Raw genomic sequence first — 11,784 nt, forward strand, 5'->3', positions numbered from 1 at the left:
TTTGCTCCGCGGTCTTTGTAGGACCCTGACAAGGGTGACGCCCGCTCCTTGTGGCGCGGCTTGGAGAACTCCTAAAAGGATCCGGCTCGATCGGTGAATCTTCCGAGCACCAGAGCGATCCGGAGGGTGAACGCGCCGCGTCCGTCGGTCGGGGGCAGACCGGTCAGTTCGCTCACCCTGCGCAGGCGGTACCGGACGGTGTTGGGGTGGACGTACAACAGCCGCGCGGTGGCCTCGAGGGACGAGCCCTGTTCGAGGTAGGTGGTGAGGGTGTCCAGGAGGGGCGCTCCGGCGGCCTGGATGGGCGCGAAGACCTGCTCGACGAGGTACTTGCGGGCCGCCTCGTCGCCGTCGAGCGCCCGTTCGGGCAGCAGCTCGGAGGCGGCGACCGGCCTCGGCGCGTCCGGCCAGCCGACGGCCGCGCGCAGCCCCGCGAGCGCAGCCTTCGCCGACGCGGTGGCCCCGTAGAGGTCGGGCGCTTCAGGGCCGACCACGACGGGCCCTTGGCCGAACTTCGCGGAAAGCTGCCTTGCGGCCGCGAGGGGGTCCTCCGCGCCGCCGACGATCACGATCAGCCTGCTGCCCTGCACCCCCGACAGAACGTCCACACGTAGCCGCCGCGCCGAGAGCTTGATCTGGTCGGCGATGGCCTCCGAGCTGTCCTCGGGGGCGTGTCCGGCGATGACGACGACCGGCTTGGTCGTCCAGCCGAGCGCCGCCGCCCACGAGTGCAGGCCGTCGTCGCCGTCACCGCGCAGGAGCGAGTCGACCACCAGCGCCTCAAGGCGGGCGTCCCAGGCCCCGCGCGTCTCGGCGGCGCGCGCGTACACCTGGGCGGCGCTGAAGGCGACCTCGCGGGTGTAGCGCAGGATCGCCTCGCGCAGCTGTGCCTCGCCTCCGGGGGCGGCCAGGTCGTGCAGGCGCGTCTCCACGACCTCGCTGATCACCCGGATCATGTCGACGGTGTGCTGGAGCCGGATCGTGCGCATCATCTCGCGCGGCGCGGTCGCGAACACCTCGCCGCCGAGCGCGACCCGGGTGCGCTCGCCGTTGCGGAACCAGTCGACGAACGCCGCGATCGAGGTCTGCGCCACGAGGCCGATCCAGGACCGCTGCTCGGCGGGCATCCGCCGGAACCACGGAAGCCGCTCCTCCATGCGGGTGAGCGCCGCGACTCCGAACGTGCTCAGCGCGGTCTCCAGGCGGCGGGTGGTCGCCTCCCGCAGCGCGCGGCTCTCCGCGCTCTCGTTCGTCACGGGGACAAGGGTGCCATCCCGGTGGCGGAGCGTTGTACCCCCGTCCTGCCTTCCCGTCCCGCCTCGGCCGCCTACACCGCGTCGGAGTAAGCCCCCGGTCAATTCTCCACCACGGGCCGCTACGTTGCGTGCCAGAAAAATGCACGCTCCGTAATCTCCGGAGGGTCAGTGCCCTCACGACTACGGAAAGGTCAGGGAGTGGAACGCCCCATCTTCGTCGTCGGATGCCCCCGTTCGGGTACCACGCTCCTCCAGCTCATGCTGCACGCCCACCCCAGGATCGCGATCCCGCCCGAGACGAGGTTCCTTCTGCCCGCCTACTACGGCCGTGAGATGTTCGGCGACCTGACCGACCGTGGCAACCGGCGCGCCCTCGGCGTCTGGCTCACCGGGACGCGCGGGCACAAGTTCCCCGACCTCGGCCTCGACGCGTTCGCGATGGTCGCCGAGATCGAGTCGGGCCCGCCGACGCTCGGCTCGGCGCTCGGCGCGGTCTTCCGCGCCTACGCGCGCGGCCACGGCAAGCCGCGCTGGGGCGACAAGCGGCCCGGGTACGTGCGCTACCTGCCCGAGCTGTTCCGGCTGTTTCCCGACGCGCAGGTCGTCCATCTGATCCGGGACGGCCGCGACTGCGTCGGCTCGCTCAAGAACATGCCGTGGTGGGAGCGCGACACCACCTACGCGATGACGACCTGGGCGGCGGCCATAGACGCCGGGGACAAGGCACGGCGGTCCCTGCCGCCGCACTCCTACCACGAACTCCAGTACGAGCGGCTGGTCACCGATCCGGAATCCGAGCTGCGCCGCCTGTGCGGGTTCCTGCGCGAGGACTTCGACCCGGCGATGCTGCGCCCGAGCGCGGTCGCCTCGGTGACCCCGCGCCGCAAGAAGCACCACCGCCGCACCCACCAGGCCGTCGACGCGGGGGCCGTGCACTCCTGGCAGGAGCGGCTCGACGAGACCGAGATCGCGGTCGCCGAGTACTTCCTCGCCGAACGCCTGCGCCGCTACGGCTACGAGCTCAGCGACGCCCCGCGCCCGTCGGCCAAGGCCGTCACCCACTACCTGGCGACGGCCGCGGCGATGCGGCGCAGCCGGATGGCCCGCGACGCCAAGGACGCGGTGCGGCGGCTGCGCGAGCACGGCGACCTCGCCTGCCGCCTCGACCGCGACCTGCTCGTCCTGGGCCGCTGAGACGGCCGCACAGACGTCCGGACGGTGAAGGAGGGGCCCGGAACACCTCCGGGCCCCTCCTCGTCGTTCAGACCGGCACAGCGCCTCGGGGAGGCGTCAGGCCGCGCCGCCGGACTCGGCGGGGGCGTTCACGCCGGAGACCGCCGCGACGCCCTGGTCGAGGCCGTAGCGGGTGATCGCCTGCTGGAGCACCTCGTGCTTCATCTCGCCGCGCTTGACCAGCCTGGTCAGCACCGCGAGCACGATCGACTCGGCGTCGACGTGGAAGAAGCGGCGGGCCGCCGCGCGGGTGTCGGAGAAGCCGAACCCGTCGGTGCCCAGCGAGGTGTAGTCACCGGGGACCCACGGGGCGATCTGGTCCTGCACCGCGCGCATGAAGTCGCTGACGGCCACGATCGGGCCCGGCACGTCGGACAGACGCCGGGTCACGAACGGGATCAGCTGCTCGCGCTCGGGGTTGAGCAGGTTGAACGTGTCGCAGTTCATCGCCTCGCGGCGCAGCTCGGTCCAGGACGGGGCCGACCACAGGTCGGCCGACACGCCCCAGTCCTCGGCCAGGATGCGCTGGGCGTCGATCGCCCAGCGCCCGGCCACTCCGGAGGAGACGATCTGCGCCTTGGGTGCCTCGGAGCCGAGGTCCGGGCCGTCGCCGAACTTGTACAGGCCGCGCAGCAGGTCCTTGACGTCAAGGCCCTCCGGCTCGGCCGGCTGTACGTAGGGCTCGTTGTAGACCGTCAGGTAGTAGTTGATGTCCTCGCCCTGCGGGAACTCCTCGCTCGAGCCGTACATCCGGCGCAGCGCGTCCTTGACGATGTGGGACAGCTCGAACGCCCAGGACGGGTCGTAGCTGACCGTCGCGGGGTTGGTGGAGGCGAGCAGGTGCGAGTGGCCGTCGGCGTGCTGCAGGCCCTCGCCCGTCAGGGTGGTGCGGCCCGCGGTCGCGCCGAGCATGAACCCGCGGCCCATCTGGTCGGCCATCGCCCACATCTGGTCGCCGGTCCGCTGCCACCCGAACATCGAGTAGAAGATGTAGATCGGGATCATGTGCTCGCCGTGCGTGGCGTAGGCCGTGCTGGAGGCGATCAGCGACGCCATCGACCCGGCCTCGGAGATGCCCTCGTGCAGGATCTGGCCCTGCTCGGACTCCTTGTAGGACAGCATCAGCTTGCGGTCGGCCGACTCGTACGTCTGCCCGTGCGGCGAGTAGATCTTCGCCGTCGGGAACATCGCGTCCATGCCGAACGTGCGCGCCTCGTCCGGGATGATCGGGACGAAGCGGTGCCCGATGTTCTTGTCCTTCATCAGGTCCTTGAGCAGCCGGACGAAGGCCATGGTGGTGGCCACCGACTGCTTGCCTGAACCCTTGCGCAGGTCGTCGTAGGGCGCGTCGCCGGGCAGGGTGAGCGGCTTGGCGCGGTTGACGCGTTTGGGCAGGAAGCCGCCGAGCGCCGCGCGGCGCTCCTTCATGTACTGGATCTCCTCGGAGTCCTCGCCCGGGTGGTAGTAGGGCGGGAGGTCGGCCTCCAGGGCCGAGTCCGGGATCTCCAGGTACAGGCGGTCGCGGAACTCCTTGAGCTCGTTCTTGGTGAGCTTCTTCATCTGGTGGCTGGACATGCGGGCCTCGAAGTCGGGCCCGAGGGTCCAGCCCTTGATGGTGTGCGTGAGGATCACCGTCGGCTGGCCGACGTGCTCACGCGCCGCCTTGAACGCCGCGAACAGCTTGCGGTAGTCGTGGCCGCCGCGCGACAGCTTGGCGAGGTCGTCGTCGCTGAGGTGCTCGACGATCTTGCGCAGCCGGGGGTCGTCGCCGAAGAACTGCTCGCGCGTGTAGGAGCCGGGCTCGACGGTGAAGGTCTGCATCTGGCCGTCGGGGGTGTTGTTCATCTTGTTGACGAGCACACCGTCGACGTCCTTGGCCAGCAACGGGTCCCAGTCGCGGCCCCAGATGACCTTGATGACGTTCCAGCCCGCGCCGCGGAAGTAGGACTCGAGCTCCTGGATGATCTTGCCGTTGCCGCGCACCGGGCCGTCGAGCCGCTGCAGGTTGCAGTTGATGACGAAGGTGAGGTTGTCCAGCTCCTCGCGGGCGGCGAGGCCGATCGCGCCGAGCGACTCGGGCTCGTCCATCTCGCCGTCGCCGAGGAACGCCCACACGTGCGAGCGCGAGGTGTCCTTGAGCTCGCGCGACAGCAGGTAGCGGTTGAACCGCGCCTGGTAGATCGAGTCGATGGCGGCAAGGCCCATCGAGACCGTCGGGAACTCCCAGAAGTCCGGCATGAGCCGCGGGTGCGGGTACGACGACAGGCCGCCGCCGGGGTGCGAGACCTCCTGGCGGAACCCGTCGAGCTGCTGCTCGCTCAGGCGGCCCTCGAGGAACGCGCGCGCGTACACGCCGGGGGCGGCGTGGCCCTGAATGAACACCTGGTCGCCGGACTCGCCGTGGTCCTTGCCGCGGAAGAAGTGGTTGAAGCCCACCTCGTACAGCGACGCGGCCGACGCGTAGGTGGCGATGTGGCCGCCGACGCTCAGTTCCGGACGGTTCGCCCGGGAGACCATGATCGCGGCGTTCCACCGGATGTAGGCCCTGATCCGACGCTCGATGTGCTCGTCGCCGGGGAACCAGGGCTCCTTCTCCGGGGGGATGGTGTTGATGTAGTCGGTGCTGCGCAGGCCGGGCACGCCGACCTGCTGTTCCCTGGCTCGCTCAAGAAGCTTGAGCATCACATAGCGGGCCCTGGTACGGCCCTCGGTCTTGATGACCGTGTCCAGTGATTCGAGCCACTCCCTGGTCTCGTCCGGGTTGATGTCCGGGAGCTGGCTCGGCAGGCCGTCGCTAATGATCGAGAAGCGCTGGCGTCCGGAAGGCACTGGTGTCCCCTTGTCACGCGGGTACATCGGCTGTTTGTCGACGTTCACTGCCCATCCTGCCGCCGACGAGGCGCTCTCGCATCTCTACTGCCCGGTAACAAGGCGCAGGTCACAGCACTGTCAGAGCCGATGTTAGGCGCGTCAGAGAGACGGTAAATACACGGTGTAAGGGCACGCCGACCACAAAGCCGTCAGTTGTTCCCCGACCCGCATTGGTCTACACCTGTGATGATCCTCTCATGAAGAGCAGCCTGCTTCCGGTACGCACCGGACGCCACGAGACCGTTCACGACATCACCGAGGAATGCCGAGATTTCATACGCGGTGAGGGGGACGGCCTTCTGCACGTCTTCGTCCCGCACGCGACCGCCGGAATCGCGATCATCGAACTCGGCGCCGGAAGCGACGACGATCTTCTGGCGGCCCTGCGCGACCTCCTGCCCGCCGACGACAGATGGCGGCACTCGCACGGCACCCGAGGACACGGGCGCTCCCATGTCATGCCCGCCCTCATCCCGCCTTACGCGAGCGTTCCCGTGATCGGCGGAAGACTCGCCCTGGGAACATGGCAGTCGATCGCCGTCGTGGATCTCAACGTGGACAATCCCGAACGAGAGGTGCGTCTGTCGTTTCTGCGGGGAACATGATGGGAAGGCGAATCCGCATGTGGAGCACGTGTGGATCATGCTTATGGGGTATGGGCACTTGCGCAAGGGGCCGTCCTTTGTGTGGACTGTCCCGCAATACCTTGGGGCGTGCCGACGCGAAGGCGTCGCGACCCGGGTCTCCGATCGGAAGGCGCCAAGCCGTCCGGTGGCGAGCCGGGGCGCTGGATAGCCAGTACGGTGCATCCCATGAACACGACACAGGGAGGACGTCAGTGAGCGCGACCGCGGGCCAGGCGCAGACAGAGCGCAGCCTGGCCGAACGGCTCGGTTTCAAGCCGGGCCAGGTGGTGCAGGAGCTCGGCTGGGACGAGGACGTCTCCGAGGAGCTGCGTGCGTCCATCGAGGCAGTCATCGGCGCCGAGATGGTCGACGAGGACTACGAGGACGTCGCCGACGTGGTCGTGCTGTGGTGGCGCGACGAAGACGGCGACCTCGTCGACGGACTGGTCGACGCCCTGTCCTCCATCGCCGGCGGCGGGCACATCTGGCTCCTCACCCCGAAGGCAGGCCGCGAAGGGCACGTCGAGCCCAGCGACATCTCCGAGGCCGCCCCGACCGCGGGTCTCTCCCAGACCAAGAGCGTCAGCGCCGCCCCCGAATGGTCGGGAACCCGGCTCGTCGCGCCCAAGGGCCGCATGTAGCGGGCCGAGGGCCACCCGGGTGGACGGATCTTCCTCGGGCGGACTGGTGGCAGACTGGGCCCTGCTTCGCCTGCCCAGGCAAGACCCAGTCTCCTCGAAGGGAATCCACCATGGCCGTTGAGGTCGGAGACAAGGCCCCGCACTTCGAACTGAAGGACCAGCACGGCACGCCAGTGAAGCTGTCGGACTTCGCCGGCTCCAAGGACGTCGTCCTGGTCTTCTACCCGCTGGCGTTCAGCGGCATCTGCACCGGTGAGCTGTGCGCCATCCGCGACGAACTGCCCACCCTGGGCGGCGACGACGTCCAGGTCCTCGCGGTGTCCGTCGACTCCGTCTTCGCGCACCGCGCGTGGGCGGACCAGGAGGGCTACCAGTTCCCGCTCCTGTCGGACTTCTGGCCGCACGGAGGCGTCGCCTCCGCTTACGGCGTGTTCGACGAGGAGAAGGGGCTGGCCCGTCGCGGCACCTTCATCATCGACAAGACCGGCGTGGTCAAGTGGAAGGTCGACAACGACATCCCCAACGCCCGCGACCTCGACGAGCTCCGCAAGGCTCTAAGCGGTATCTGAATCCGTGGCTTGGCGGCCGGGCGCACCCGGCCGCCAAGACCGGCTCTTCCCAAGATGTGCGGTATCGGGAGATGTGCGGATCGGGGCCGGATTCGGCTCCACAGGTTCATCTGACGGTCATGTGGCGTTCTCCTCCGGGTGGGAGTGGGCTGCGTCTCATCGGCCATGAGAAGGATTCTTGCGGCGTTCATGGCCGTCGCCTCGCTGGTGGCGGGATGTTCCGCCGAGGGTGAGCCCGCGGAAGGCTCAGTGCTGCACGTGCTCGCCGGGAGCGAGCTCGCCGATCTCGACCCGGTGCTGCGGGACGCGGCGAAGGCGACCGGCGTGAGCGTGCGGTTCACGTACGCCGGGACGCTCGACGGGGTCCGGCAGGTGGTCTCCGGACAGGCCGGGCAAAGGCACCAGGCCATCTGGTTCGGGTCGAACAGGTATCTGGAGCTGCGCGACCGGCCGTCGGCCGCGACGGCCACGCCGATCATGTCGTCGCCCGTCGTGCTCGGGGTGCGGCAGGAGGCGGCGCGGCGGCTCGGTTGGGTCGACAAGCGGCCGTCATGGGCCGAGGTCGCCAAGGCCGCCGTGGACCGCGACTTCACCTACGGGATGACGAGTCCCGCCGCGTCGAACTCGGGGTTCTCCGCGCTCGTCGGGGTCGCGACCGCGCTCAACGCGGGACAGGACCTCGATCCGCCGAGCGTCGCGAAGCTCTCGCCCGCCTTGCGTGACTTCTTCTCCGCGCAGACCCTGACGGCAGGATCGTCGGGTTGGCTGTCGGAGGCGTTCGTGCGCAAGGGGGCGGAGGTCGACGGGCTCGTCAACTACGAGTCCGTCCTGAGGTCGCTGAACGCGTCGGGAAGGCTGCCTGAGCCGTTGGCGCTGGTGTACCCCTCCGACGGGGTCGTCACGGCCGACTACCCGCTGACGCTGCTGCCGGGGGAGTCACCCGAGACACAGGCGGCCTACGACAAGATCACCGCCTATCTGCTGCGTCCCGAGACGCAGAAGCGCATCGTGGAGACGACGCACCGCAGGCCGGTCGTGGAGTCCGTCCCGTTCGAGGGCGTGGCCGACGTGCGGGAGCTGCCCTTCCCCGGGGCCTCCGAGACCGTCGACGGGCTTCTGGCGGCCTTCTACGACAGGCTGCGCAGGCCGTCGCGGACCGCGTACGTGATCGACGTCTCGGGCTCGATGACGGGCGACAGGATCGCCGACCTCAAGCGCGCTTTCGTCTCCCTGACGGGCGGGGACTCCCCTGCCTTCGACAGGTTCCTCAACCGCGAGGAGGTGACCGTCGTGCCGTTCAGCACCAAGCCGCACGCCGCGCGGGAGTTCACCGTCCCCGCCGAGAACCCGGGGGCCGCGCTGACGGAGATCCGGCGTTACGCCGAGGGGCTCAGGGTCGGCGGCGGCACCGCCATCTACGACGGCCTCACGACCGCGTACAAGATCGTCGGCCAGAAGACCGCGGCCGATCCCGACAGGTTCACCTCGATCGTGCTGATGACCGACGGGGAGAACACCGGCGGCATGGACTTCGCCGAGTTCCGCCGCCGCTTCGACGGCTACGCCAGGCTCGGGGTGCCGGTCTTCCCCGTCCTGTTCGGCGAGGCCGAGGAGAAGGAGATGAAGGAGCTCGCCGACCTCACCGGAGGCAGGTCGTTCGACGCGCGCGCGCAGTCCCTCCAGGAGGTCTTCAGGGAGATCCGCGGCTACCAGTGACGGCCGTGCCCGAAGCGGCCGCCGCCGTGCCCGTCCGCCGCCGTGTCGACCGCCGCCGCCGGAGGGCCGGCGGCGGCCGGACCCTCGGTGCGCGGTCGGACGGTCAGCCCGCGGCGTGCAGCCAGCGGACGGGCGCGCCGTCACCGGCCCTGCGGAACGGTTCGAGCTCGTGGTCCCAGGGGGTGCCCAGCAGCCGGTCGAGCTCGTGTTCCAGCGTCGTCCTGCCGCTCGCGGCGTTGGCCATCACATGGCGCAGCCTGTCCTCGGGGATCATGATGTCGCCGTTGGCTCCGACCGTGGCGGTGAAGACCCCGAGGGACGGGGTGAAGCAGTAGCGCATGCCGTCCGCGCCGGGTGAAGCCTCCTCCGTCACCTCGAACCGCGCGAGTTTCCAGGCGCGCAGCGAGGAGGTGATGGCCGCGGCGATACCGGGCTTGCCCTCCCAGCACAGTTCGGCCCGCTGGCTGCCGGGGGCAGCGGGCTGATCGGTCCACAGCAGTTTGACGGGCACGCCAAGCACACCCGCGGTCGCCCATTCGATGTGCGGGCACAGCGCAGGTGGCGCGGAGTGGACGTGAAACACACCGCGTACGGTCACTCGGTCCTCCTGGTGGTGCTTCTCTAGGCGCGTCTTCCCCTACGGCCTGGAGCAGCGGTGGCCAAGATGGACCGTGCGTCCCTCATTGTGCCCGATGGATCCCCCCGCGCACCAGCGCCATTGACCAAACGAAACCTCACGGCAACAATGCGCGACCTTTCCGCGTCAGGACGACCCCGTCTCCGCGCGGAGATGCGCCTGTATCTCGGCGGTCAGCCGTGCCTTGTCGCGCGGGTCCATGAAGGACGCGCGCACCGCGTTCTCGGCGAGCGCGGCGACGCCGCCGGCGTCAAGGCCGAGCAGGTCGGCCGCGACGAGGTACTCGGTGTTCAGGTCGGTGCCGAACATCGGCGGGTCGTCGCTGTTGACGGTGACCAGCACGCCGGAGTCCACGAGGGTGCGCAACGGGTGCTCGGCGAGCGTCGGGACGGCGCGGGTGGCGATGTTCGACGTCGGGCACACCTCGAGCGCGATGCCGTGCTCGCCCAGGTGGTCGAGCAGGCGCGGGTCGCGGGCGGCGGCGATGCCGTGGCCGATCCGCTCCGCGCCGAGGAACTCGAGCGCGTCCCAGACCGTCTCGGGGCCGGTCGTCTCGCCCGCGTGCGGGACGCTGTGCAGGCCGGCGGCGCGGGCGCGGTCGAAGAACGGCTTGAACTGCGGCCTCGGCCAGCCGACCTCGGGTCCGCCGAGGCCGAAGCTCACCAGGCCCTCGGGGGCGTGCTCGACGGCGAAGCGGGCGGTCGCCTCGCCCGCCGCGAGGCCCTCCTCGCCGGGGATGTCGAAGCACCAGCGCAGCACGACGCCGAGGTCGCGCTCGGCGGTGCGCCTCGCGTCCTCGATGGCCTCGATGAACGCGGGCTCGGGGATGCCCTTGAGCAGCGTCAGGTACGGGGTGACGGTCAGCTCGGCATAGCGGATGTTCTGCCGTGCCATGTCGCGGGCCACGCCGTAGGTGAGCGCGCGGATGTCCTCGGCGTCGCGCAGCAGGTCGACGACCGCGACGTACACCTCGATGAAGTGCGCGAAGTCGCGGAAGTCGAAGAACTCTTTGAGCAGTTCGGGGTCGGCCGGGACCTTGGTGTCGCCCTCGTGCCGCGCCGCGAGTTCCGCGACGACCTCCGGCGAGGCGGAGCCCACGTGGTGGACGTGCAGTTCGGCCTTCGGCAGCCCGGCGATGAAGTCGCGCAACGACATCCGATCCCCCCTTTCGTCGGGAAAGATCCTATGCCGTCAGCAGGCCGCGCAATGCTGCGCCGACGGTTTCCCTGGTCCTTCCCGGGGGGTCGAGCGCGCCGCTGACGGCCGCGGCGTCGCGCAGCAGGAGCAGGAGCCGCGCGCCGCCGGCCGGGTCGCGGTGGCCGGCCTCGGCGAGCAGGTCGCGCATCAGGCACTCGAACCACACGCGGTACTCCGCGACGACCTCGCGCACGGGGTGCTCGGGGTCGGCGAACTCGGCGGCGGCGTTGAGGAACGGGCAGCCGCGGAAGCCGGGCAGCGAGCTCACCTCGGCGATGCGCGTGAAGATCAGCTCGATCTTGGCGGCGCCGTCGCCGGGCATCGCGGCGAAGCCCGCGCGCTGGAGCTGGTACTGCTCGGTGAGGTAGGCGCCGACGAGCGCGTCCTTGGACTTGAAGTGGTGGTAGAAGGTCGCCTTCGCCACCTCGGCCTCGGCGATGATCCGGTCGATGCCCACGGTGTGGACGCCCTCGGCGTAGAAGAGCCGGGTGGCGGTGTCCAGAACGCGGGTGCGGGCGTCGCGGGCCGGTGGTGCCATGCGTTGACAGTACCAGACAGGTCTGTCTATGTTGGGATCGCACATACAGACAGGTCTGTTCAGGAGGCTTTCCCATGAGCGCGCTCTACACCGCCATCGCCACCGCGTCCGGACGTGACGGCCGCGCCGTCAGCAACGACGGAAGGCTCGACGTCGCCCTCGCCCGCCCCAAGGAGCTCGGCGGAGACGGCGCGGGCACCAACCCCGAGCAGCTCTTCGCCGCCGGATACGCCGCATGCTTCGCCAGCGCGATGAACCTCGTCGCCGGACGGATGGACCTCGACGTGTCCGAGGCGTCGGTCACCGCAGAGGTCGGCCTCAAGCCCAACGGGTCCGGCGGCTTCGGCCTCGAGGTCGCGCTGCGCGCCGAGCTGCCCGACGCGATCTCCGAGGAGGCGGGCGCGAGCCTGCTCGAGGCGACCCACCAGGTCTGCCCGTACTCCAACGCCACGCGGGGCAACATCCCCGTCTCGCTCGTCCGCGAGTGAGCCTCCCCCGGT

Annotated in this window: 11 protein-coding genes; 6 read left to right on the top strand and 5 right to left on the bottom strand. The window is 69.9% G+C overall.

The window, feature by feature from the left end:
- Positions 1-71 precede the first annotated feature (71 nt).
- On the bottom strand, positions 72-1,256 hold the full coding sequence (locus R9X44_RS08695) for a helix-turn-helix domain-containing protein (protein ID WP_319813485.1): 1,185 nt from the start codon (positions 1,254-1,256) through the stop codon (positions 72-74).
- A 198-nt stretch (positions 1,257-1,454) separates the two neighbouring features.
- On the opposite strand from R9X44_RS08695, the gene R9X44_RS08700 reads away from it, so the two are divergent.
- Entirely contained in the window at positions 1,455-2,450 is a 996-nt protein-coding gene (locus tag R9X44_RS08700; protein ID WP_319813486.1) for a sulfotransferase, read from the top strand.
- A 96-nt stretch (positions 2,451-2,546) separates the two neighbouring features.
- On the opposite strand, the gene aceE is transcribed toward R9X44_RS08700, so the two are convergent.
- Positions 2,547-5,345: a pyruvate dehydrogenase (acetyl-transferring), homodimeric type gene (aceE, locus tag R9X44_RS08705; protein WP_413774924.1), complete on the bottom strand. Its 2,799-nt coding sequence runs from the start codon at positions 5,343-5,345 to the stop codon at positions 2,547-2,549.
- Between the two features lie 212 nt (positions 5,346-5,557).
- Between aceE and R9X44_RS08710 the strand changes: the two genes are divergently transcribed.
- From R9X44_RS08710 to R9X44_RS08725, 4 genes are all read left to right on the top strand, one after another.
- Positions 5,558-5,965 carry a secondary thiamine-phosphate synthase enzyme YjbQ gene (locus R9X44_RS08710; protein WP_319813487.1) on the top strand — a complete coding sequence of 136 codons (408 nt, stop codon included), beginning with the start codon at positions 5,558-5,560 and terminating at the stop codon, positions 5,963-5,965.
- Between the two features lie 233 nt (positions 5,966-6,198).
- Positions 6,199-6,627: a DUF3052 domain-containing protein gene (locus R9X44_RS08715; protein WP_319813488.1), complete on the top strand. Its 429-nt coding sequence runs from the start codon at positions 6,199-6,201 to the stop codon at positions 6,625-6,627.
- A gap of 110 nt (positions 6,628-6,737) precedes the next feature.
- On the top strand, positions 6,738-7,196 hold the full coding sequence (locus R9X44_RS08720) for a peroxiredoxin (RefSeq protein WP_319813489.1): 459 nt from the start codon (positions 6,738-6,740) through the stop codon (positions 7,194-7,196).
- Between the two features lie 165 nt (positions 7,197-7,361).
- Positions 7,362-8,912 (top strand): VWA domain-containing protein, encoded by a 1,551-nt coding sequence (locus R9X44_RS08725; protein WP_319813490.1) that lies wholly within the window; start codon positions 7,362-7,364, stop codon positions 8,910-8,912.
- Positions 8,913-9,015: 103 nt separating this feature from the next.
- On the opposite strand, the gene R9X44_RS08730 is transcribed toward R9X44_RS08725, so the two are convergent.
- The 3 genes from R9X44_RS08730 to R9X44_RS08740 all read right to left on the bottom strand — a co-directional run bounded on the left by R9X44_RS08730 (position 9,016) and on the right by R9X44_RS08740 (position 11,284).
- Positions 9,016-9,510, bottom strand: a complete 495-nt coding sequence (locus R9X44_RS08730) for a DUF3145 domain-containing protein (protein ID WP_319813491.1) — start codon at positions 9,508-9,510, stop codon at positions 9,016-9,018.
- Positions 9,511-9,675: 165 nt separating this feature from the next.
- Complete coding sequence (locus tag R9X44_RS08735) at positions 9,676-10,704, bottom strand: adenosine deaminase (RefSeq protein WP_319813492.1); 1,029 nt, start codon at positions 10,702-10,704, stop codon at positions 9,676-9,678.
- A gap of 28 nt (positions 10,705-10,732) precedes the next feature.
- Positions 10,733-11,284 (bottom strand): TetR/AcrR family transcriptional regulator, encoded by a 552-nt coding sequence (locus tag R9X44_RS08740; protein WP_319813493.1) that lies wholly within the window; start codon positions 11,282-11,284, stop codon positions 10,733-10,735.
- A gap of 74 nt (positions 11,285-11,358) precedes the next feature.
- Between R9X44_RS08740 and R9X44_RS08745 the strand changes: the two genes are divergently transcribed.
- A complete protein-coding gene (locus R9X44_RS08745; protein WP_319813494.1) occupies positions 11,359-11,772 on the top strand; it encodes an organic hydroperoxide resistance protein in 414 nt (137 codons plus the stop codon).
- Positions 11,773-11,784: the final 12 nt, after the last annotated feature.

Origin of the sequence: Actinocorallia sp. A-T 12471 (genome assembly GCF_033875155.1) — a bacterium.
Classification (GTDB): domain Bacteria; phylum Actinomycetota; class Actinomycetes; order Streptosporangiales; family Streptosporangiaceae; genus Actinocorallia.

What these genes read in the sequence shown, in the direction of transcription:
- R9X44_RS08745 (WP_319813494.1), top strand. Translation starts at nt 11,359, where the DNA reads ATGAGCGCGCTCTACACCGCCATCGCCACCGCGTCCGGACGTGACGGC.
- R9X44_RS08740 (WP_319813493.1), bottom strand. Translation starts at nt 11,284, where the DNA reads ATGGCACCACCGGCCCGCGACGCCCGCACCCGCGTTCTGGACACCGCC.
- R9X44_RS08710 (WP_319813487.1), top strand. Translation starts at nt 5,558, where the DNA reads ATGAAGAGCAGCCTGCTTCCGGTACGCACCGGACGCCACGAGACCGTT.
- R9X44_RS08725 (WP_319813490.1), top strand. Translation starts at nt 7,362, where the DNA reads ATGAGAAGGATTCTTGCGGCGTTCATGGCCGTCGCCTCGCTGGTGGCG.
- R9X44_RS08720 (WP_319813489.1), top strand. Translation starts at nt 6,738, where the DNA reads ATGGCCGTTGAGGTCGGAGACAAGGCCCCGCACTTCGAACTGAAGGAC.
- aceE (WP_413774924.1), bottom strand. Translation starts at nt 5,345, where the DNA reads ATGTACCCGCGTGACAAGGGGACACCAGTGCCTTCCGGACGCCAGCGC.
- R9X44_RS08735 (WP_319813492.1), bottom strand. Translation starts at nt 10,704, where the DNA reads ATGTCGTTGCGCGACTTCATCGCCGGGCTGCCGAAGGCCGAACTGCAC.